The sequence below is a fragment of the Salmonella sp. 3C genome (genome assembly GCF_025426275.1).
Lineage (GTDB): Bacteria > Pseudomonadota > Gammaproteobacteria > Enterobacterales > Enterobacteriaceae > Salmonella > Salmonella enterica.
In genome coordinates this window covers 3,974,471-3,996,935 of record NZ_CP104858.1, presented here as the reverse complement: position 1 = coordinate 3,996,935, position 22,465 = coordinate 3,974,471, and the positions used below count along the sequence as shown (strand labels likewise).

The following is a 22,465-nucleotide window of genomic DNA, read 5'->3' as shown; positions in this document are numbered from 1 at the left end:
CGCCAGTTATGGATCTACTCAGGACAAAAAACGTGGCAATTAAATTGATTGTTGGTCTGGCGAATCCCGGCGCGGAATATGCCGCGACGCGACACAATGCAGGCGCATGGTACGTCGATTTACTGGCGGAGCGCCTGCGCGCGCCGTTGCGTGAAGAGCCTAAATTCTTTGGCTATACCTCACGCATCACGCTGGAAGGGGAAGATGTTCGCCTGCTGGTACCCACCACGTTCATGAACCTCAGTGGTAAAGCAGTTGGCACAATGGCCAGTTTTTACCGTATTCAGCCGGACGAAATTCTGGTCGCTCACGACGAGCTGGATCTCCCGCCGGGCGTCGCGAAATTTAAACTTGGCGGCGGCCACGGCGGCCACAATGGTCTGAAAGACATCATCAGCAAGCTGGGCAATAATCCCAACTTTCACCGCTTACGCGTTGGAATTGGTCATCCAGGCGATAAAAATAAAGTTGTTGGTTTCGTGCTGGGTAAACCCCCTGTTTCTGAACAAAAATTAATTGATGAGGCCATTGACGAAGCGGCACGCTGTACGGAATTGTGGTTCAAAGAGGGTCTGGCCAAAGCAACAAGCCGTTTGCATACCTTTAAGGCGCAATAACCAGTGATGTGCGGCATTTTTGCCGCACGCCGTGTATAATAGGCGAAGTTATTTCCATTTCTGCAATCTGTTTTCTATAACAGGTTGATTATTAAGATATTAAGGTGAGTTAAATCATGGGATTCAAATGCGGTATCGTCGGTCTGCCCAACGTCGGGAAATCCACCCTGTTCAACGCGCTGACAAAAGCCGGTATTGAAGCGGCAAACTTTCCGTTCTGCACTATCGAACCGAATACCGGTGTCGTGCCGATGCCCGATCCGCGTCTGGACCAGTTGGCTGAGATTGTTAAACCGCAACGCATTCTACCAACCACGATGGAGTTCGTGGATATCGCCGGTCTGGTAAAAGGCGCGTCCAAAGGCGAAGGGTTGGGTAACCAGTTCCTGACCAATATCCGTGAAACTGAAGCTATCGGTCACGTGGTTCGCTGCTTTGAGAACGACAATATCATCCATGTGGCGGGTAAAGTAAACCCGGCAGAAGATATTGATGTTATCAATACCGAACTGGCGCTGGCTGACCTCGATACCTGCGAGCGCGCTATCCATCGCGTACAGAAGAAAGCCAAAGGCGGCGATAAAGACGCCAAAGCGGAACTGGCCGCGCTGGAAAAATGCCTGCCGCACCTGGCCGAAGCGGGGATGCTGCGTTCGCTGGACCTGACGGACGAAGATAAAGCGGCTATCCGTTATTTAAGCTTCCTGACGCTGAAGCCGACAATGTATATCGCTAACGTCAATGAAGACGGTTTTGAAAATAACCCGTATCTGGACCAGGTTCGCGAAATCGCCGCGAAAGAAGGTTCGGTCGTGGTTCCGGTGTGTGCCGCCGTCGAAGCTGATATTGCTGAGCTGGATGATGACGAGCGCGACGAATTTATGGCTGAACTGGGTCTGGAAGAGCCGGGGCTGAACCGCGTTATTCGCGCAGGTTATCGCCTGCTGAACCTCCAGACCTACTTTACCGCCGGAGTGAAAGAAGTTCGCGCATGGACCATTCCGGTTGGCGCAACCGCGCCGCAGGCAGCAGGTAAAATCCATACCGACTTCGAAAAAGGCTTTATCCGCGCCCAAACTATCGCCTTTGACGACTTTATTACCTATAAAGGTGAACAAGGCGCGAAAGAAGCCGGTAAGATGCGAGCGGAAGGCAAAGATTACATCGTTAAAGATGGCGATATAATGAACTTCCTGTTCAACGTCTAAATAACATTTGTTGTCTTATGAGGTTTCATTGAACCTCATGACAGCGGTAAAACTCTATAAAATCCACGCAATGGCGTGGATTTTTCATTTCATAATGTCTCAACTCATCTCGTAACAATGCTGTCAAAAATGAGTACAACATTCTTCCATCTTCATTTTAAGTAAGTACAAGAACGGTATAATAAATAAACAAGGCCCCGTTATGCTCACCGATACGCAATGCCGCACTGCCAGGGCCATAGTGTGAATGTTGTTTCGTCTAAGGTTTTGACTCTATACCAGCGAAAAGCTTTTTAGAAAGGTATAGATACCGTATAGCCTGTTTGGGTTAACTCATATCACAGTATCGTACATAGCCTCAGATCTTGTTCAGGTGTTCCCCCCTACACTCACCACCGGGGCTCTTAGGGCAACGGCATGAACTACAAAATTATAATCATTTTGCAATTCTGAAACTAATTATAATTTGCGATTGCACTGCCATTAATTTAATACGCATAATGAATGAATAAAAAATCATTAAAATCGTAGACTGTAATACTCCAGAATCGCGTGAAGGAATTCATATTAAAATATTGAGATGTTTTTTTAACAAAGAATCAACCCTGTTTGCTCTGTGACTATAGAGAAATACCGAAAGTTTTATTTTAGATCAAATCCAACCGGCTGGACGCACCATCATCAATTTTAGATTGACATTCATTAATAATAGTAGAATAGTGACCATAGAAATTTCGGTAAATATACAGGATGATGCCGTGGATAGTTTTATTTATAATTTAATCATTTTCTTATTTATTGCCTTTTTGATAACGTTTTTTATATTCACACAAAGGATAAAAGCTAAAGCAATAGATAAAATTGACAATAGTTTGACGCTTTACAGCATTATCTTTAACAAGGGCGTTCAGGACCATGTCACATCTCCTCAGAATATCATATCACATTTAAAAATCGATCGTTTTTACCCGTTGGTCACTTACCTCCCTGCAATCCCACTCTTTTTTCTTGTTTTATATTGCCAGGAAGGCTTGTCATTAGCAATATTAACAATTTCCATCATAGCATTACTTTCATTTGCTGCATTGAGTCTTACAATGTCACTTGATATATATGAAAATGCTATTGTTCATAATACTTTGCTAAGGAAAAGAGTCTTTTTATTTAGCCAACTTGACTCTATTGATGAAAAAATAGACTATGACGGTGTTCCAAACACAAAAGAAGAAGCACTAATGTATCCAAGATATTATGCCATAGTAAAAAATGGGCGAGTCATCTTTTGCATACCGAAAACACTTAGCAATTACTCCAGTTTCAAAAAAAATTTCAATGAATCGTCTATTTTTATAAAAGAAATAATAGACAACGAATATTAACCAGATAATTAACCCAGTATTTATCAGGAAGGTATAAAATGTTTCAGAATTCAGGCGAAGTGATTATGTACTTCGGTTGTTTTTTATTTTTCTTACCATTTATTCTTGTTTTAATTAGAAAAGTGTTTTTTGTTGGGCTACAATATAATTTTCTTCATAGCCACAAAGCAGGTGTCGCTTTTGGATTGCTACTTATATATGGACTTATCATCGCATACATAGGGCAGTCGTATAAAGACAGGATCTGCAATGATGTGATGCTTTCTTATTATGAACAAGGTATAAATTATTCTGAGCTAACGCCATCGCAGAGGATAAATATATTATATGCGAGTATTCATATGCCTATAGATTTCAAAAAAGGTAACGACGTCTCTAAGTACTTACCTGCGTTAGAAAAATACACATACCAATCAAAAATATATAAACATAAATCAATAGAAAAGGCCAAAGAAGAGACAAATCAATTTATGAAAACATTCACGCAATAATTATACATACTGCATACCAAGCCACAAGTGCGGTAAACACATCGACCTTTGGTGTACATTAACACTAAGAGCCTATCCCACCAGGCGTTATTGGCGCAGCCTGTTTGGACACGGACAGCGCGCAAAAACCGGAGCGTACACGTTGTACGTGAGGTTTGACTCGCTACGCTCGCCCTTCGGGCCGCCGCAAGCGGCGTTCAAAACGCTAACGCGTTTTGGCGAGCACTGCCCAGGACCAAAATGGCAAGTAAAATAGCCCTAATGGGATAGGCTCTAAGCGTCAATCCCTCTTACACAGTTATAGCAGCGCACCAGGTACAATGCATTGATGCTTAAAGACTGGTGTAGAAATTCATAATTGGAAACATCGAAGATTCAGAGTTTTCGTCAGAGATCGGGCCAGGCGGTGAGCGAGGAGAATTTATATGGTCGGTGGACTACATTATCGTCAGAGCACACCACGAAGAACGTAAAACTGACAACAGGCCAGGTTTATTCACTTTACGCCCGTCAAGATCCGGGGGATGCGTGACTGCATCGTGATCACGCAACATACCCGCAAACTCTTAAGCCTGGCTCTGATATTAGGCCAGGGTCACTCGCTAAAAACCTCATCCCGGAACAAGCTCAACCGTCCTTCCCCGCCGCGGCCCTTTCGCCGAAAAACCGATAATGGGTATAAATATACCGCTATAAGCTATACCCACACACTTCACATTGTTTCTTATCGTTAATCCGATACGCTTTTTTTACATTATTTCTGGCGATATACGCCGGTGCAAAGTGAATCGGGCTCGTTTCCGCGCTCGCGCGTAACCCAATGATTTACCTTGCTGGCGGAACGTCAACGGACCCGCAAAAGCGCCTTATGCCCCTGGCGGAGCGTGGTGCAAAAAGGAGAAAAAATACGCGTTATGAATAACGAGGAGACCTTGTATCAAGCCATGCGTCGTAAGGGAGTGACCCGACGCAGCTTTCTCAAATTCTGTAGCCTTGCTGCCACATCGCTGGGGCTGGGCGCCGGAATGACGCCAAAGATCGCCTGGGCGCTGGAGAATAAACCGCGGATTCCGGTGGTCTGGATTCATGGACTGGAATGCACCTGCTGTACCGAATCCTTTATCCGTTCCTCGCACCCGCTAGCCAAAGATGTGATCCTCTCGCTGATTTCCCTCGATTATGACGACACCCTGATGGCCGCCGCCGGCGCACAGGCCGAAGAAGTCTTTGACGATATTACCACTCGCTACGCCGGGAAATACATTCTGGCGGTGGAAGGCAATCCGCCGTTAGGAGAGCAAGGAATGTTCTGTATCAGCGGCGGCCGCCCGTTTATTGAAAAACTGAAGAAAGCCGCCGCGGGCGCCAGCGCTATTATCGCCTGGGGAAACTGCGCCTCCTGGGGTTGCGTCCAGGCCGCCCGCCCCAATCCGACCCAGGCAACGCCTATCGATAAAGTGATCACCGACAAGCCGATCGTGAAAGTCCCTGGATGTCCGCCAATCCCGGATGTCATGAGCGCCATTATCACCTATATGGTGACGTTTGATCGTCTGCCGGAACTCGATCGCATGGGCCGTCCACTGATGTTCTACGGTCAGCGTATCCACGATAAATGCTACCGCCGCGCCCATTTTGACGCCGGTGAATTTGTCGAGAGCTGGGATGATGACGCCGCCCGCAAGGGATACTGTCTGTACAAGATGGGCTGTAAAGGGCCAACCACCTATAACGCCTGCTCCTCCACACGCTGGAATGACGGCGTCTCCTTTCCTATCCAGTCCGGTCACGGATGTCTGGGATGTTCAGAAAATGGTTTCTGGGATCGCGGCTCGTTTTATAGCCGCGTGGTGGATATTCCCCAGATGGGTACCCATTCAACCGCCGATACGGTGGGGCTGACCGCGCTGGGCGTGGTCGCGGCGGGCGTTGGCGGTCACGCTGTCGCCAGCGCGCTCAACCAACGTAAACGCCACAAACAACAGTTAGCGCAAGCCGAACAACAGCCGGACAATGAGGATAAACAGGCATGAGTAACCAGTATCAAACCCAGGGTTATATCGTTAACGACGCCGGCCGTCGTCTGATCGTGGACCCGATTACCCGCATCGAAGGGCATATGCGCTGCGAAGTGAACATTGATGAGCAAAACGTCATTACCAATGCCGTTTCCTGCGGCACAATGTTCCGCGGGCTGGAGATCATTCTGCAAGGCCGTGACCCGCGTGACGCCTGGGCGTTTGTTGAACGTATTTGTGGTGTATGTACCGGGGTACATGCTCTGGCATCGGTGTACGCTATCGAAGATGCGATTGGTATCCAGGTGCCGGATAACGCCAATATTATACGTAACATCATGCTGGCTACGTTGTGGTGTCACGATCATCTGGTCCATTTTTATCAGTTAGCCGGTATGGACTGGATTGATGTTCTGAATGCGCTGAAAGCCGATCCGCGCGCCACCTCGCAGTTGGCGCAAAGCCTTTCCGCCTGGCCGATGTCATCGCCGGGCTACTTCTTTGACGTACAAAATCGATTAAAGAAATTTGTCGATGGCGGCCAGCTTGGGATATTCCGTAACGGCTATTGGGGACATCCACAGTACAAACTGTCGCCAGAGGCTAATCTGATGGGCTTTGCCCACTATCTTGAAGCCCTCGACTTCCAGCGCGAGATCGTCAAAATCCATACCATATTTGGCGGTAAGAACCCCCATCCTAACTGGATCGTCGGCGGAATGCCGTGCGCGATCAATCTCGATCAAAGCGGCGCGGTCGGGGCTATCAATATGGAGCGCCTCAACCTGGTGCAGTCGATCATCACCCGCACCGCCGACTTCATTAACAACGTGATGGTTCCGGACGCGCTGGCTATCGGCCAGTTCAATAAAGCATGGAGTCAAATTGGCACCGGTCTGTCGGATAAATGCGTGCTGAGCTACGGCGCATTTCCGGACATTGCCAACGACTTCAGCCAGCAAAGCCTGTTAATGCCGGGCGGCGCGGTGGTCAATGGCGATTTTAAAAATGTCATGCCGGTAGATTTGGCCGATCCGCAGCAGATACAGGAGTTTGTGGATCACGCCTGGTACCGCTATCCGGACGATCGGCTGGGGCGTCATCCTTTTGACGGCATTACCGATCCCTGGTACAACCCGGGTGATGTCAAAGGCAGCGATACGCATATCCAGCAGCTCAACGAGCAGGAACGTTACTCCTGGATTAAAGCGCCGCGCTGGCGGGGTCATGCCATGGAAGTCGGCCCGCTTGCCCGAACGCTTATCGCGTACCACAAAGGGGATGCCGCCACCATAGAGTCGGTAGATCGCATGATGTCTGCCCTTAAACTGCCGCTCTCCGGTATCCAGTCTACGCTTGGCCGTATTTTATGCCGCGCGCACGAAGCGCAATGGGCCGTCGGTAAGCTGCAGTATTTTTTCGACAGGCTTATGACCAACCTGAAAAACGGCGACCTGGCCACCGCCAATACCGAGAAATGGGAACCGGCCAGTTGGCCGCAGCACTGCCGCGGCATCGGTTTTACCGAAGCGCCTCGTGGAGCGTTGGGACACTGGGCGTCAATACGCGATCAGAAGATTGAACTCTATCAGTGCGTGGTCCCCACCACCTGGAACGCCAGCCCGCGCGATCCTAAAAAACAGATCGGCGCCTATGAAGCGGCATTGATGGGAACGCAAATGGCGATTCCCGACCAACCGTTAGAAATCCTGAGGACGCTGCACAGCTTCGACCCCTGCCTCGCCTGTTCAACCCACGTGCTCGGCGACGACGGCAGCGAACTGATTGCCGTCCAGGTACGCTAAGCGTTAAGGAAAAGAACGATGACTGGAAAGCTATCTCCACGCGTCGGGGAGGCGCGTGATACTGCCGTCAACCACTATGTGTTTGAAGCGCCGGTACGCCTGTGGCACTGGCTAACGGTGGCCTGCATGTTGGTACTGATGGTAACAGGCTACTTCATTGGCCGGCCCTTGCCGTCGGTGAGTGGCGAGGCGACCTATCTGTTTTACATGGGCTATATCCGGCTGATCCACTTTGCCGCCGCGATGATCTTTACCGTGTTACTGCTGGGGCGAATTTATTGGGCCTGTGTCGGCAACCGCTATTCGCGAGAGCTGTTTATCGTCCCGGTCTGGCGTCGCAGTTGGTGGCAAGGCGCTTTCTCCGTGGTCCGCTGGTATCTGTTTCTGGAGAAAAAACCGGGGAGCGACATCGGACATAACCCTGTCGCGCAGGCCGCGATGTTCGGCTATTTCCTGTTGTCGGTATTTATGATCCTCACCGGTTTCGCTCTGTTTGGCGAGCATAGCCAGTACGCCATCTTTGCGCCGTTCCGCTATGTGGTTGAATTTTTCTACTGGACCGGCGGCAACTCCATCGATATTCACAGCTGGCACCGACTGGGTATGTGGCTGATCGCCGCCTTCATCGTCGGGCACGTTTACCTCGCTATCCGGGAAGACATTATGTCCGACGATACGGTGATCTCCACCATGATCAATGGCTATCGCAGCCACAAATTCCCCAAACCGCACGACAAGGAGCCCTCATGAATGCGCAACGCGTAGTGGTGATGGGGTTAGGAAACCTGCTGTGGGCCGATGAAGGATTCGGTATCCGGGTCGCGGAGCGTTTGTATGCCCGATATCACTGGCCTGAAGAGGTAGAAATTGTGGACGGCGGTACGCAAGGGCTAAACCTGTTAGGTTATGTTGAGCAAGCCAGCCATCTCCTGCTCCTTGACGCGATCGATTACGGCCTGGCGCCGGGCAGCCTGCGAACCTATGCCGGCGAGAAAATCCCCGCGTATCTCAGCGCCAAAAAAATGAGCCTGCATCAAAACAGTTTTTCCGAAGTTCTGGCGCTGGCCGACATCCGCGGGCATCTGCCCTGTCACATTGCGCTGGTCGGTCTGCAACCGGCGCACCTGGACGACTACGGCGGTAGCCTGAGCGAAATAGCTCGCGGCCAGCTACCGGCGGCGGAACAGGCCGCCCTGGCGCAACTGGCCGCCTGGGGGATCGTACCGCAGGCAAACGAGGTCGCACGCTGCCTGAACAATAAATGCCTGTCGATGGAAAATTATGAGGGAGTGCGCATACGTCAGTATCAGACACGTCTGGAGGGCAAAAGAAGTGGCGAATGACACCCCGTTCTCTGCGCTATGGCAACGCCTGTTAACCCGTGGATGGCAACCGGTAGAGGCTTCTACGGTAGACGACTGGATCAAACGGGTTGGAGATGGCGTCATCCTGTTAAGTAGCGATCCGCGGCGTACGCCGGAAGTCAGCGATAACCCGGTGATGATTGCCGAACTCCTGCGTGAGTTCCCGCAGTTTGACTGGCAGGTGGCGGTGGCCGACCTTGAACAAAGCGAAGCTATCGGCGATCGCTTTAATGTACGTCGGTTTCCGGCGACGTTGGTTTTTACAGACGGCGAGCTACGCGGCGCGCTCAGCGGCATTCATCCCTGGGCTGAACTGCTCACGCTGATGCGTTCGATGGTTGACACTCCCGCAGCGCAGGAGACAGTACAATGAGCAACGCCTTTTTTCATCTGCTGGGGCCAGGTACGCAGCCTGATGACGCTAGTTTCTCGATGAATCCCTTACCGCTCACCTGTCAGGTCAATGGCGACCCAAGTATGGCGGCGCTGGAGCGCTGCGCTCACAGCCCGGCGGTGATGGCATTGTTGACCGATCTGCGAGGTCAGCTTGCCCGGCGCATCCCGGAAGTCGGCGACGTGCTGGGATGGGAGTTATCTCCCCTGAATGCCGATGATCTCTCATTCCTCAATACGCTATTGGGCGAAGGCGAAGTCTCGGTACGCATTCAGCATCCGGACGGGAGTGAAAGCGAGATCCAGGAGACCATCTTCTGCGGCCTGTGGCGGGTACGCCATCTGCATAACCGACGTCTGCTGACGGATCGTCTGGAAGCGGGTAGCGCGCCCCTGACATTATGGCAAGCGGCTACCGCCGATACGCTGCCTGACGACTCTCTACTGCCTCCGCCTGTCGCTGGCCTGATGAATGGACTGCCGCTGGCCCATGAATTATTGGCGCACGTACGCGATCCGGCGTTGCAACCTCACAGCATCAATTTGACCCAACTGCCGCTCAGCGAGGCCGATCGCCTTTTTCTGGCGCGTTTATGCGGACACGGGAACATCCAGATTCGCATCTCCGGGTATGGCGAAAGCCAAATCAACGCCACAGCATTGCGCCATCTCTGGCATGTGCGCTGTCTGGACGCCCTTAAAGGGCCATTGCTCGATAGCTATGAGATTTGTCTTTTGCCGGAGCTGGTACTGGCGGCCCCGGAAGATCTGGCCGATTCGCGCCAGCGCCTGGATGAAGTCTGCCGATGGCTGGAGACGCGCTAACGCTCTCAACAGGAACGTCACCGGTGTCCGGTACTGATTAGCTTTTTACTCTCTTTCTGCCTACAGGAGTTAGCATGTGGGATGTCATTGACTTATCGCGCTGGCAGTTTGCGCTGACCGCGCTGTATCACTTTTTATTTGTTCCTCTTACGCTTGGGCTGATTTTTTTGCTGGCCGTCATGGAGACGATCTATGTGGTGACGGGGAAAACCGTCTACCGCGATATGACGCGTTTCTGGGGCAAGCTCTTCGGGATCAATTTTGCTCTCGGTGTGGCTACCGGCCTGACCATGGAGTTTCAGTTCGGGACTAACTGGTCGCTCTATTCGAACTATGTGGGCGATATTTTCGGCGCGCCGCTGGCGATGGAAGCGTTACTGGCCTTCTTTCTCGAATCCACTTTTGTCGGCCTGTTCTTTTTCGGCTGGCAGCGGCTGAATAAATACCAACACCTGCTGGTCACCTGGCTGGTGGCCTTCGGCTCCAATATTTCAGCATTATGGATTCTGAATGCCAATGGCTGGATGCAGTATCCTACCGGCGCTCATTTCAACATCGATACGTTACGGATGGAAATGAGCAGCTTCAGCGATCTGGTCTTTAACCCGGTGAGCCAGGTGAAATTCGTCCATACCGTCATGTCCGGTTATGTCACCGGCGCCATGTTTATTATGTCTATCAGCGCCTGGTATCTGCTACGTGGCCGCGAGCGTGAGGTGGCCTTGCGCTCGTTTGCTATCGGCTCAGTATTCGGCACCCTGGCCATTCTGGGAACCCTGCAACTGGGCGACAGTTCGGCCTACGAGGTCGCCCAAATTCAGCCGGTGAAACTGGCGGCGATGGAAGGCGAATGGCAAACCGAACCCGCGCCCGCGCCGTTTCATCTGATTGCCTGGCCGCAGCAGGAACAGGAGCGTAATGCATTTGCCGTGAAGATCCCTGCTCTGCTGGGTATTCTGGCCACCCATTCGCTGGATACGCCAGTTCCGGGGTTAAAAAACCTGATGGACGACGCTCTGCCGCGCCTGAAGCGTGGCCGGGAGGCCTGGCTGCTCATGCAGGAGATAGCGCAAGGCAATCGCTCGCCACAGGTACTGAATGCGTTTCACGCCGTTGAGGGCGATCTGGGGTACGGCATTCTGCTGGCGAAATATGCCCCGGATATGAACCATGTGACGCCGGAGCAGTATCGTGCGGCCCAGCGTGGCGCTATTCCTCAGGTGGCGCCGGTGTTCTGGAGTTTCCGTATTATGGTCGGCTGCGGTTCGCTGCTGTTAGTGGTGATGTTGATTGCGTTGATACAGACGCTGCGAATGCGTATCGACCAGCATCGCTGGGTATTGCGTATGACGCTGTGGAGCCTGCCGTTACCGTGGATTGCCATTGAAGCCGGTTGGTTTATGACGGAGTTTGGCCGTCAGCCCTGGGCGATTCAGGACATTCTGCCGACCTGGTACGCTCACTCCGCGCTGACGCCGGGCCAGTTGGCCTTCTCAATGGGGCTTATCCTCGGACTTTACACCCTGTTTTTAATCGCGGAAGTCTATCTGATGCAGAAGTACGCGCGTCTTGGGCCGAGCGCCATGCAACATCAACAACAAGCGCAACAACAGGGATAAAGGAGACAATCATGTTGGATTATGAAACGTTGCGGTTCATTTGGTGGCTGCTGATCGGCGTCATCCTGGTGGCATTTATGGTAACTGACGGGTTTGATATGGGTGTCGGTTGCCTGCTCCCGCTGATAGCGCGCAACGATGACGAACGCCGGGTATTGATCAATAGCGTGGGCGCCCACTGGGAAGGAAACCAGGTATGGTTGATTCTCGCGGGCGGGGCATTATTCGCCGCCTGGCCACGGGTCTATGCCGCCGCGTTTTCCGGTTTTTATGTGGCGATGATCCTGGTGCTGTGTGCCCTCTTCTTTCGCCCGCTGGCCTTTGATTATCGGGGTAAAATCGCCAATGCCCGCTGGCGCGCGCTGTGGGATACCGGTCTGGTTATCGGCAGCCTGGTTCCCCCAGTCGTATTCGGCATCGCGTTCGGCAACCTGTTTTTAGGCGTGCCGTTTGCCTTCACGCCGCAGCTTCATGTTGACTATTTTGGCACCTTCTGGCAGTTACTCTCGCCCTTTGCCCTACTGTGTGGATTATTGAGCCTGTCGTTGGTGATTATGCAAGGAGGCGTCTGGTTACAGTTGAAAACGGAGGGCGTTATTCGTCAACGGGCTCTGTCGGCCACCCGCCACAGCGCGCTGCTGATCGTGATCTGCTTCCTGCTGGCCGGTTACTGGCTGTGGGCCGGCGTTGATGGCTTTGTCTTGCTCACGCAGGATGCCAACGGCCCTTCCAATCCGCTCTTAAAAGGCGTGGCGATACTCCCTGGCGCATGGATGAACCACTTTATACGCTCGCCGCTACTGCTCATCATCCCGTTGCTCGGTATGATCCTGCCGATTCTGGCTTTCTATGCCTGCCTTCGCGGTCAGACTATTCGTGGATTTCTGTTCGCTTCCCTGACCCAGGCCTGCGTCATCTTTACCGCCGGCATAACGCTATTTCCTTTTGTGATGCCGTCGAGTGTTAGTCCTCTCTCCAGCCTGACGGTGTGGGACAGCACCTCCAGCCAGATGACGCTCGAAATCATGCTGGTGATTGTGCTGATTTTTCTGCCAATCGTACTGCTCTATACGCTGTGGAGCTATTACAAAATGTTGGGGCGTATCAACCTGGAGACCCTCCGCCGCAACGATCATGAACTTTATTAGGGAGCGGGAGCGATGTGGTATTTACTGTGGTTTGTCGGCATTCTGCTGATGTGCTCACTGTCGACACTGGCGCTGGTATGGCTTGAGTCGCGTCAACAATAAAGAGGTAAACCGGGGCCAGCGCCGTCTGACTCCGGTTATTTTTATCTTTATACGCGCCTGGCGAAGACGTTTCCCCGCCGACAGAACGACATAACATTGATACATGTCGTTATCATAATGTTTACTTTTAGAGGTGCGTCATAATTATGACAAATAGCCACCTTGCACACATTTCGCATATTTAAGCAATTAATTGCATAATTAGCAATATATCACCTCTTATAGCGGATAGTTAACCACTTCCCATCCAAAATCATAACGAAAATCCAACTGCCTGCCATTTTTGATCTGAGTTAATTGTTTAAAAAAGTGTTAAATTTATCGCTACATGGTGTGATCTACTATGTACCACGGTCAATTAAAGAACATATTACTTTTATCACTAAGGTTTATCATGGATAAGTTATCTTACGCTTCAGATAGCAGCACATCTGCCTGGAATACCTACCTGCAACAAATCGAGCGTGTGGCCCCTTATCTGGGCGAGTTATCCCCCTGGGTGGATACTCTGCGCCACCCAAAACGCGCTCTGATCGTCGATATTCCGGTACAAATGGATGATGGCACTATTCGTCATTTCGAAGGATATCGCGTGCAGCACAACCTCTCCCGAGGTCCGGGTAAAGGCGGTGTTCGCTACCATCCTGACGTTGATCTCAATGAAGTGATGGCCCTGTCAGCATGGATGACCATCAAATGTGCCGCGCTGAACCTGCCATACGGCGGCGCTAAAGGCGGTATCCGCGTCGATCCGTTCTCGCTGTCGGAAGGTGAACTGGAGCGTTTGACCCGCCGCTATACCAGCGAGATCGGCATTATCATCGGGCCGCAGAAAGATATTCCTGCGCCGGATGTCGGCACCAACGGTAAAGTGATGGCCTGGATGATGGATACGTATTCCATGAATCATGGCACGACGGTCACTGGCGTCGTCACCGGTAAGCCTATCCATCTTGGCGGTTCGCTGGGCCGTGAAAAAGCGACGGGGCGCGGCGTTTTTGTCAGCGGGCTGGAAGCAGCACGTCGGGCGAATATTGCTGTTGAAGGCGCTCGCGTTGCGGTTCAGGGTTTTGGTAACGTCGGCAGCGAAGCCGCGCGTCTGTTTGCAGGCGCTGGCGCCCGTGTCGTGGCGATTCAGGATCATACCGCGACCCTGTTTAACGCCACCGGTATTGACATGAAGGCGCTCACGGCATGGCAGACAGAACACAAACAGATAGCCGGTTTCCCGGGCGCGGAAACTATCGCCAGCGATGCGTTCTGGCGTCTGGAGATGGATATTCTGATCCCGGCGGCGCTTGAAGGTCAGATAACTCGTCAGCGCGCGGAAGCCCTGACGTGTAAGCTGGTGCTGGAAGGGGCTAACGGCCCGACCTATCCGGATGCTGATGATGTTCTGGCCAGCCGTGGTATCCTTGTGGTGCCTGACGTGGTCTGTAACGCAGGCGGCGTAACCGTCAGCTACTTCGAATGGGTACAAGATATGGCCAGCTTCTTCTGGAGCGAAGAAGAGATCAACGCGCGCATGGACAAAATCATGACCGACGCGATCGTCCATGTCTGGGAGAAAGCGGCTGAGAAATCCTGTTCTCTGCGCACCGCAGCCTATATTGTCGCCTGTGAGCGCATTCTGTTGGCCCGTAAAGATCGCGGTATCTATCCGGGTTAAGGCTACAAGTTATTGCGCTAAAATCCACGTCCCGGCGTGGATTTTTTGTCTGTATCCCCCGTTTTCCACGCGCGCGCCGATAAATTCTGTCTCAATAAAATGTCTGTTTGTTCGCAAAATAGCGGTTCAATCACGCGTATCTGGTCATCGTAGACTAAGGTTTTGTCATGGTAAATGCCGTTGGCTTTGGCTCACCGCTAAGGAGATAACTTGATGATACCCCCAGAGATTCGCCGTTCTGTTCTACTACAGAAAGCCATAAAACTGGCGCTGGCAGGGACGCTGCTGACGTTTGCATCGTTTTCGGCGACTGCCGCAGACCCGTCTTCCGACACTGAAACTCCGCAGCCGCCGGATATTTTGCTTGGCCCGCTCTTTAATGATGTCCAGAATGCAAAACTCTTCCCCGATCAGAAAACCTTTGCTGACGCCATACCTAATAGCGATCCGCTCATGATTCTTGCGGATTATCGTATGCAGCGGAACCAGTCCGGCTTCGATTTGCGTCATTTTGTTGATGTTAACTTCACCCTGCCGAAAGCGGGTGAAAAATATGTCCCGCCTGCCGGGCAGTCATTGCGTGAACATATTGATGGCCTGTGGCCGGTGCTGACCCGTTCAACTAAAAACGTCGAAAAGTGGGACTCGCTCTTGCCGTTGCCTGAATCCTATGTCGTACCGGGTGGGCGATTCAGAGAGATTTACTACTGGGACAGCTATTTTACGATGCTGGGGCTGGCGGAAAGCGGGCACTGGGATAAGGTGGCGGATATGGTAGCGAACTTTGGTTACGAAATTGACGCCTGGGGGCATATTCCTAACGGCAACCGTACCTACTACCTGAGTCGTTCGCAGCCGCCTTTCTTTGCGTTTATGGTTGAGTTACTGGCGCAACATGAAGGTGACGATGCGCTGAAAGAATACCTGCCGCAACTGCAAAAAGAGTACGCCTACTGGATGGAGGGCGTTGAGACATTGCAGCCAGGGCAACAAAACCAACGCGTCGTCAAACTGGAAGACGGTAGCGTTCTCAACCGCTACTGGGACGATCGGGATACGCCCCGCCCTGAATCCTGGGTTGAAGATATCGCTACCGTCAAAAGCAACCCCAACCGCCCGGCAACGGAGATCTATCGGGACCTCCGTTCTGCTGCCGCCTCCGGCTGGGATTTCAGCTCCCGCTGGATGGATAATCCGCAGCAGCTCAGTACCATTCGTACCACCACTATTGTCCCTGTCGATCTTAACGCTCTGCTGTATCAGCTGGAGAAAACCCTCGCCCGCGCCAGCGCTGCGGCGGGCGATCGGGCCAAAGCCTCGCACTATGACGCGCTGGCCAACGCGCGGCAAAAAGCCATTGAAATGCATCTGTGGAATAACAAAGAGGGTTGGTATGCCGACTACGATCTGAAGAACAATAAAATCCGTGACCAACTCACCGCTGCCGCGCTGTTCCCGCTCTATGTAAACGCCGCCGCGAAAGATCGCGCCGCGAAAGTGGCGGCGGCGGCCCAGGCGCATCTGCTACAGCCTGGCGGGCTGGCTACCACCTCGGTTAAAAGCGGACAGCAATGGGATGCGCCAAACGGCTGGGCGCCGTTACAATGGGTCGCTGCCGAAGGATTGCAAAATTATGGGCAGGATGACGTGGCAATGGAAGTCACCTGGCGCTTTTTAACCAATGTGCAGCACACCTACGATCGCGAGAAAAAACTGGTCGAAAAATATGACGTCAGCAGCACCGGAACCGGCGGTGGCGGCGGCGAATATCCACTTCAGGACGGCTTTGGCTGGGCCAACGGCGTGACGCTGAAAATGCTCGATCTGATTTGTCCGCAGGAAAAACCGTGCGATAGCGTACCGTCTACTCGTCCGGCATCGTTAAGCGCAACGCCGACAAAAACGCCGTCTGCAGCGACGCAGTAACGCGTGTTTATAGTAGGTTGACCCGGCGCTGACCGGGTCAACGCTTACACGTTCTGCAGCGGTTAGCCGCGTCGCAGAAGGCGGAAAATCACCAGCACCATAATCGCGCCCACCACGGCGACCAGGAAACTGTGCAGATTAAAGCCGCTGATACTGCCGCCAATACCAAACATCGTCGCCAGCCATCCGCCAACGACCGCCCCGACAATACCGAGAATACAGGTCAGGATAAATCCCCCGCCATCGCGCCCCGGCATAAGCAATTTGGCGATAACGCCGGCAATCAAACCAAAAACAATCCAGGCGATAATTCCCATTTGCGAACCCTCTTTCCAGTAAAAACGTTTTAAGTATAGGCAAAGTCGAGCGTCGCATTTCTGAACACTGATTTATCTCGCGGACATAAAAATTTATTTATCGCTATTAAGTTCTTTCTACCGATGCCGATAACCCAACGATAGTCTGCGTATCAGGGGTTATTTCGTGTGAGTGGTTACAATGAGCAGTTCCTGAAAAAAAATCCATTAGCGATATTAGGCGTGCTACGGGATTTAAATAAAAATCAGGTTCCACTGCGTATTTCATGGGCGCATGGTCAATTCATTAGTAAAATTTTGGCGGTAGACCCGGAAAAACTCATCGTGGATTACGGCAGCCAGGAATATGAAAATAGCGCCGTATTACGTGCCGGGCAGGTAGCCATTATCGCAGAAACACAGGGCGCAAAAGTCGAGTTCACGTTGCCGCAACTCGTTACAGGCGAATATCAGCGGCTGCCGGCCTTTATCACGCCCCTGCCGTCGTCACTGTGGTTTGTCCAGCGCCGGGAGTATTTTCGTATTGGCGCGCCGCTGTATCCGCCTTATTACGGCGTCACCACGCTACCGGACACCCGTACGTTACGTTTTCGCCTGTTTGATCTTTCCCTGGGCGGCATGGGCGCGCTACTGGAATCCGCCATCCCCGACGGACTAATCGAAGGCGCGCGCTTTTCGCAGGTTGAACTGAACATGGGGCCATGGGGTATTTTTCACGTTGACGCCCAGCTTATCGCCATCAGCGAGCGTAAGGTGATTGATGGGAAAAATGAAACGATCACCACTCCCCGCCTGAGCTTTCGTTTCCTTAACGTCAGCCCGGCGGTAGAGCGGGAGTTGCAGCGGATTATTTTTTCGCTTGAGCGCGAGGCCCGAGAAAGAGCGAATAAAGTGCGAGAATAATCTTCACGCTAAACTACATGGCGTCCAGCGCCTGCTGAAGCTTCCAGATATAGCGCGGCGCCTGCGGCGCGGGATGATTATCAACAACATGTTCAAAAAACTCGTCCGCATCCAGATCGTTAATTTTTTCTATCGCCTTCTTCCTGTCGGATGAAAAAGTACGCAATAACGCGCCTGCGCCGTTAGCATAAGAGACGACCAGCGCATATTGCATCACCTGCGGATCTTTGATGCCGGCCAGCGGCCCATTTTCCAGAATGCTCAGATACGCCGCGCCCATTGAGATGTTACGCTCAGGGTTTTTCAGCTCGCTGGTGGTCGGTTCGCCACGCCAGCCCATACGACGGTAAACGTCGCGCCCGGAGGTCGACGCCTTTAACTGCATCAGGCCAATCGCATTGGACTTACTAACCGCGCTAGGGTTGCCGCCGGATTCAATGGCGATAATCGCGGTGATTAAATGCGGATCAACCCCCCATGCCGCCCCGGCTTTTTCACTGATGGGCATCCACTGCATCGCACGCTTTACAGGCACTTCGGCATTCCACGGCGGATTCCTGTAATCCTGTTTTGAGCTACAGCCAGCGAGTATTACTACCAAAAAAGCAAACCATCTTAATTTCACGTCATCTATCCTTATAGCCGTAACTTATCTGCCGAAGAGGTCATACCGCCCCGGCCAGGCACTTAGGTTGCCTCCCTGGTGCGCATCCAGAAACGTCGCACAACGAGGGACATCGCCTAATATATGCGGCATGATATACATTTGCATTCTATTGTCAGCAAGGAATTACCATGTCTCTGTTTCATTTAATCGCCCCGTCGGGCTACTGTATTAACCAACAGGCCGCGTTACGCGGCGTTCAGCGCCTGACTGACGCGGGTCATCAGGTGGAGAATGACGAGGTGATTCGTCGCCGCTTTCAGCGTTTTGCCGGTACGGACGCGGAACGGCTGGCCGATGTTAATTCGCTGGCCTCGCTAACGTCGCCGGATACAATCGTCATGCCGGTTCGCGGCGGCTATGGCGCCAGCCGCTTGTTGGATCGTATCGACTGGCAGGCGCTCGCCTCCCGGCAACAGCGCGATCCCTTACTGATTTGCGGTCATAGCGATTTTACGGCGATTCAGGCTGGACTCCTGGCGCAGGCCAATGTCATCACCTTTAGCGGTCCTATGCTGGCGGCAAATTTTGGCGCCGAAACGCTGAATACGTTCACCGAGCAACATTTCTGGCTGGCGCTACGCAAGGCGCAATTTACCGTAGAGTGGCAAGGCGACGGCCCTCAGTGCGACGTACAGGGCACCTTATGGGGCGGAAATCTGGCGATGTTGATTTCCCTTATCGGTACGCCCTGGATGCCGACTATCGATAAAGGAATTTTAGTGCTGGAAGATGTCAATGAGCATCCTTTCCGGGTGGAGCGTATGCTTTTGCAACTGGAGTACGCCGGAATTTTAAACCGCCAGAGCGCCATCGTTCTCGGCAGCTTTAGCGGCGCGGCGCCCAACGAGTATGACGCCGGCTATTCTCTGGAGAGCGTCTACGCGTTTTTACGTTCCCGTCTGTCCGTTCCGCTGATTACCGGTCTCGACTTCGGGCATGAACAGCGTACGGTAACGCTCCCTATCGGGGCAAACGCGACGCTTAAAAATACGCGCCAGGGGACTCAACTCACTTTATCTGGTCATCCTACGCTGCAATTGTAAAAAAAGTCCCCGACAGGCTAAGTAAAACGCTGCCCTGGCCGTTATTATGTTAATGTTAAATAATACGAAGTCGTGTGAGTCAGGAGATATAAAACGTTGGATGCTGCAACAATTATTAGTCTATTTATTTTAGGTTCCATCCTTGTAACCAGCAGTATCCTGTTAAGTTCATTCTCATCGCGACTGGGTATCCCGATTCTGGTCATTTTTCTCGCCATTGGGATGTTAGCGGGTGTGGATGGCATTGGCGGTATTCCTTTCGATAATTATCCTTTCGCTTATATGGTCAGTAACCTGGCGCTGGCGATTATTTTACTCGATGGCGGCATGCGCACCCAGGCCAGCTCTTTCCGGGTAGCGCTGGGCCCCGCGCTGTCGCTGGCGACGCTCGGCGTACTAATCACGTCGGGGTTAACAGGTATGATGGCCGCCTGGCTGTTTCATCTGGATCTTATCGAAGGTCTGCTTATCGGCGCGATAGTCGGTTCCACTGACGCCGCAGCGGTCTTTTCTCTGCTTGGCGGCAAAGGGCTAAACGAACGTGTAGGCTCCACGCTGGAGATCGAATCGGGAAGTAACGACCCGATGGCCGTTTTTCTGACCATTACATTAATTGAGATGATCCAGAAGCATGAAACCGGCCTGGACTGGATGTTTGCCGTCCATATTATCCAACAGTTCGGTCTCGGTATTGTTTTTGGCCTGGGCGGCGGTTACCTGCTACAGCAGATGATCAACCGTATTTCTCTGCCCAGCGGCTTGTATCCGATGCTGGCGCTCAGCGGCGGTATTCTGATTTTTGCTTTGACGACCGCGCTTGAAGGCAGCGGCATTCTCGCGGTCTATTTGTGCGGATTCCTGTTAGGAAACCGCCCGATTCGCAACCGTTACGGCATCCTGCAAAACTTTGACGGACTGGCCTGGCTGGCGCAGATCGCGATGTTCCTGGTCCTGGGGCTGTTGGTGACGCCTTCCGATCTGTGGCCGATTGCCGTCCCTGCGCTTATTCTCTCCATCTGGATGATTTTCTTCGCCCGCCCACTGTCGGTGTTTACCGGCCTGCTGCCATTTCGCGGCTTCAATCTTCGGGAGCGCATTTTCATCAGTTGGGTCGGACTGCGCGGCGCGGTGCCGATTATTCTCGCCGTTTTCCCGATGATGGCCGGGCTTGAAAACGCTCGCCTGTTCTTTAATGTCGCTTTCTTTGTGGTACTGGTGTCGCTGCTCCTGCAGGGAACATCGCTGTCATGGGCGGCGAAGAGAGCTAAAGTGGTTGTGCCTCCGGTTGGCTGGCCAGTATCGCGCGTGGGGCTTGACATCCATCCTGATAATCCGTGGGAGCAATTCATTTATCAGTTGAGCGCCGACAAATGGTGCGTCGGCGCGGCGTTGCGCGACCTGCATATGCCGAACGAAACCCGCATTGCCGCGCTATTTCGCAATAATGAACTGTTTCACCCCACGGGTAGCACTCGCCTGCAGGAAGGCGACGTACTCTGCGTGATTGGCCGGGAGCGCGATCTGCCAGCGCTGGGCAAATTGTTTAGCCAGTCGCCGCCGGTTTCGTTAGATCAGCGTTTCTTTGGCGATTTTATCCTCGAAGCGAATGCGAAATTCGCCGACGTGGCGCTTATCTACGGGCTGGAAGAAGGAACGGAATACCGGGATAAACAACAAACTCTGGGTGAAATCATACAGCAGCTGCTGGGCGCTGCGCCGGTCGTCGGCGATCAGGTGGAGTTTGGCGGCATGATTTGGACGGTAGCTGAAAAAGAAGATAACGTGGTACGCAAGATTGGGGTACGCGTCGCCGAAGACGAAGCAGAATAAGGTCGCCTGGCAACGTCGACCCGCCCCCAGGTGGACCGGTCGACGCCTTAGTCTGAGTTAGGTTACGTTGTCACAAATGGCACGCGCGGCGCTACGGCGCACAGTAGCTCATAGCCCAGCGTGCCTGCCGCAGAGGCGACATCATCGACCTTAATTTCTTTGCCCCATAATTCAACCGGCGTGCCGATTCCCGCCTGCGGACACGGCGTCAAATCCACCGCCAGCATATCCATTGAAACGGTGCCTACTGTTCTGGTACGGATACCGTCCACCAGCACAGGCGTCCCGGTCGGCGCATGGCGTGGATAGCCATCGGCATAACCCGCCGCGACGATGCCAATGCGTTGTTCCTGAGTCACAGAATACCCTCCGCCATAGCCTACCCTTTCACCCGAGTTCAGCGTCTGCACGCCAATAATTTCGCTACTCAGCGTCATCACGGGTTTTAGTCCGGTATCGGCAATATCCCGCCACTGTCCTGACGGCGACGCGCCGTACAAAATAATGCCCGGCCTGACCCAGTCATAATGCGCCTGGGGATGCCACAGCGTCGCTGCCGAATTTGATAACGAGTATGAACATTGAAGGCCTTCTGTCGCCAGCGCAATACGCCTCATCGCCTCCCCGATACCTTCCGGATGATCGGCCTGAGCAAAATGTGACATCAGGGTCATTTCACCGACATTGCGCATTACCCGCAATTGCTGCCAGACGGTCTGCGCCCGCTCAGGCTGAAAACCGAGTCGGTTCATGCCGCTGTTGACTTTGACATAGATATCCAGCGGCGCGTTAAGCCGCGCATTTTGCAGCGCTTTCAACTGCCAGTTACTGTGGATGCAGGTGGTCAGCCGATAAGTGTCATACGCCTCCAGGTCTTGCGCATGGAAAAACCCCTCCAGCATCAATATCGGCCCTTTCCACCCGCGCTCACGCAGGGTAATCGCCTCTTCAAGGTTGAGCATAGCGAAACCATCTGTGGCGCCCAGCGCGCTCCAGACGCGTTCAATACCGTGGCCGTAGGCGTTGGCTTTCACTACCGACCAGACGCGCGCCTCTGGGGCCGCCCGGCGCACAATAGCCAAATTTTGTTTCATTACCTGTAAATCAAGGCTGGCCTGTATAGGGCGGGTCATTTCACTTC

General features: G+C 52.8%; 21 protein-coding genes and 1 pseudogene. 19 read left to right on the top strand and 3 right to left on the bottom strand.

Going from position 1 to position 22,465, the window contains the following annotated elements; all coding sequences use genetic code 11:
- Positions 1-32 precede the first annotated feature (32 nt).
- From pth to N7E69_RS19200, 16 genes and pseudogenes are all read left to right on the top strand, one after another.
- On the top strand, positions 33-617 hold the full coding sequence (pth, locus tag N7E69_RS19270) for an aminoacyl-tRNA hydrolase (RefSeq protein WP_001675521.1): 585 nt from the start codon (positions 33-35) through the stop codon (positions 615-617).
- Positions 618-733: 116 nt separating this feature from the next.
- The gene (ychF, locus tag N7E69_RS19265; RefSeq protein ID WP_000505850.1) at positions 734-1,825 is read left to right on the top strand and encodes a redox-regulated ATPase YchF; all 1,092 of its coding nucleotides are present in this window, start codon (positions 734-736) and stop codon (positions 1,823-1,825) included.
- A 758-nt stretch (positions 1,826-2,583) separates the two neighbouring features.
- Positions 2,584-3,204, top strand: coding sequence for a hypothetical protein (locus N7E69_RS19260; protein WP_000376824.1), 621 nt, complete (start codon positions 2,584-2,586; stop codon positions 3,202-3,204).
- A 38-nt stretch (positions 3,205-3,242) separates the two neighbouring features.
- Complete coding sequence (locus N7E69_RS19255) at positions 3,243-3,695, top strand: hypothetical protein (protein WP_000487330.1); 453 nt, start codon at positions 3,243-3,245, stop codon at positions 3,693-3,695.
- A gap of 494 nt (positions 3,696-4,189) precedes the next feature.
- A pseudogene (locus N7E69_RS24620) lies at positions 4,190-4,261 on the top strand (hypothetical protein); the annotation flags it as partial.
- Positions 4,262-4,609: 348 nt separating this feature from the next.
- Positions 4,610-5,728 carry a hydrogenase 1 small subunit gene (gene hyaA, locus N7E69_RS19250; RefSeq protein WP_001752445.1) on the top strand — a complete coding sequence of 373 codons (1,119 nt, stop codon included), beginning with the start codon at positions 4,610-4,612 and terminating at the stop codon, positions 5,726-5,728.
- Entirely contained in the window at positions 5,725-7,518 is a 1,794-nt protein-coding gene (hyaB, locus tag N7E69_RS19245) for a Ni/Fe-hydrogenase large subunit (protein WP_000070976.1), read from the top strand. The genes hyaA and hyaB overlap by 4 nt, the downstream gene beginning before the upstream one ends.
- Positions 7,519-7,536: 18 nt before the next feature.
- The gene (gene hyaC, locus N7E69_RS19240) at positions 7,537-8,268 is read left to right on the top strand and encodes a Ni/Fe-hydrogenase b-type cytochrome subunit (RefSeq protein ID WP_000147027.1); all 732 of its coding nucleotides are present in this window, start codon (positions 7,537-7,539) and stop codon (positions 8,266-8,268) included.
- Positions 8,265-8,861 (top strand): hydrogenase 1 maturation protease, encoded by a 597-nt coding sequence (gene hyaD / locus N7E69_RS19235; RefSeq protein WP_000993798.1) that lies wholly within the window; start codon positions 8,265-8,267, stop codon positions 8,859-8,861. The genes hyaC and hyaD overlap by 4 nt, the downstream gene beginning before the upstream one ends.
- On the top strand, positions 8,851-9,255 hold the full coding sequence (hyaE, locus tag N7E69_RS19230; RefSeq protein ID WP_001262580.1) for a hydrogenase-1 operon protein HyaE: 405 nt from the start codon (positions 8,851-8,853) through the stop codon (positions 9,253-9,255). Before hyaD ends, hyaE begins: the two co-directional genes overlap by 11 nt.
- Positions 9,252-10,100 (top strand): hydrogenase expression/formation protein, encoded by an 849-nt coding sequence (locus tag N7E69_RS19225; RefSeq protein WP_000063376.1) that lies wholly within the window; start codon positions 9,252-9,254, stop codon positions 10,098-10,100. The genes hyaE and N7E69_RS19225 overlap by 4 nt, the downstream gene beginning before the upstream one ends.
- A gap of 74 nt (positions 10,101-10,174) precedes the next feature.
- Positions 10,175-11,719: a cytochrome bd-II oxidase subunit 1 gene (gene appC / locus N7E69_RS19220; protein WP_000263613.1), complete on the top strand. Its 1,545-nt coding sequence runs from the start codon at positions 10,175-10,177 to the stop codon at positions 11,717-11,719.
- A gap of 11 nt (positions 11,720-11,730) precedes the next feature.
- Complete coding sequence (gene appB, locus N7E69_RS19215) at positions 11,731-12,867, top strand: cytochrome d ubiquinol oxidase subunit II (RefSeq protein ID WP_000888110.1); 1,137 nt, start codon at positions 11,731-11,733, stop codon at positions 12,865-12,867.
- Between the two features lie 12 nt (positions 12,868-12,879).
- A complete protein-coding gene (gene cbdX, locus N7E69_RS19210) occupies positions 12,880-12,969 on the top strand; it encodes a cytochrome bd-II oxidase subunit CbdX (RefSeq protein WP_000270301.1) in 90 nt (29 codons plus the stop codon).
- Between the two features lie 394 nt (positions 12,970-13,363).
- Entirely contained in the window at positions 13,364-14,638 is a 1,275-nt protein-coding gene (locus tag N7E69_RS19205; protein WP_001526439.1) for a Glu/Leu/Phe/Val family dehydrogenase, read from the top strand.
- Positions 14,639-14,851: 213 nt separating this feature from the next.
- The gene (locus N7E69_RS19200) at positions 14,852-16,564 is read left to right on the top strand and encodes an alpha,alpha-trehalase (protein ID WP_000612837.1); all 1,713 of its coding nucleotides are present in this window, start codon (positions 14,852-14,854) and stop codon (positions 16,562-16,564) included.
- 62 nt (positions 16,565-16,626) lie between these two features.
- On the opposite strand, the gene N7E69_RS19195 is transcribed toward N7E69_RS19200, so the two are convergent.
- Positions 16,627-16,881 carry a GlsB/YeaQ/YmgE family stress response membrane protein gene (locus N7E69_RS19195; RefSeq protein ID WP_000511321.1) on the bottom strand — a complete coding sequence of 85 codons (255 nt, stop codon included), beginning with the start codon at positions 16,879-16,881 and terminating at the stop codon, positions 16,627-16,629.
- A 168-nt stretch (positions 16,882-17,049) separates the two neighbouring features.
- Here N7E69_RS19195 and ycgR point away from each other — a divergent pair, with 168 nt between their 5' ends.
- On the top strand, positions 17,050-17,784 hold the full coding sequence (ycgR, locus tag N7E69_RS19190) for a flagellar brake protein YcgR (RefSeq protein WP_000017414.1): 735 nt from the start codon (positions 17,050-17,052) through the stop codon (positions 17,782-17,784).
- Between the two features lie 13 nt (positions 17,785-17,797).
- On the opposite strand, the gene emtA is transcribed toward ycgR, so the two are convergent.
- Positions 17,798-18,409 (bottom strand): membrane-bound lytic murein transglycosylase EmtA, encoded by a 612-nt coding sequence (emtA, locus tag N7E69_RS19185; RefSeq protein ID WP_024139213.1) that lies wholly within the window; start codon positions 18,407-18,409, stop codon positions 17,798-17,800.
- Positions 18,410-18,579: 170 nt separating this feature from the next.
- On the opposite strand from emtA, the gene ldcA reads away from it, so the two are divergent.
- Both ldcA and N7E69_RS19175 read left to right on the top strand, forming a co-directional pair.
- Entirely contained in the window at positions 18,580-19,494 is a 915-nt protein-coding gene (gene ldcA / locus N7E69_RS19180; RefSeq protein ID WP_000051603.1) for a muramoyltetrapeptide carboxypeptidase, read from the top strand.
- Positions 19,495-19,590: 96 nt separating this feature from the next.
- Entirely contained in the window at positions 19,591-21,324 is a 1,734-nt protein-coding gene (locus N7E69_RS19175) for a potassium/proton antiporter (RefSeq protein ID WP_000338376.1), read from the top strand.
- 62 nt (positions 21,325-21,386) lie between these two features.
- Here the strand turns inward: N7E69_RS19175 and dadX are convergent, their stop codons facing one another.
- The gene (gene dadX / locus N7E69_RS19170; protein ID WP_000197910.1) at positions 21,387-22,457 is read right to left on the bottom strand and encodes a catabolic alanine racemase DadX; all 1,071 of its coding nucleotides are present in this window, start codon (positions 22,455-22,457) and stop codon (positions 21,387-21,389) included.
- Between the last annotated feature and the right edge of the window lie 8 nt (positions 22,458-22,465).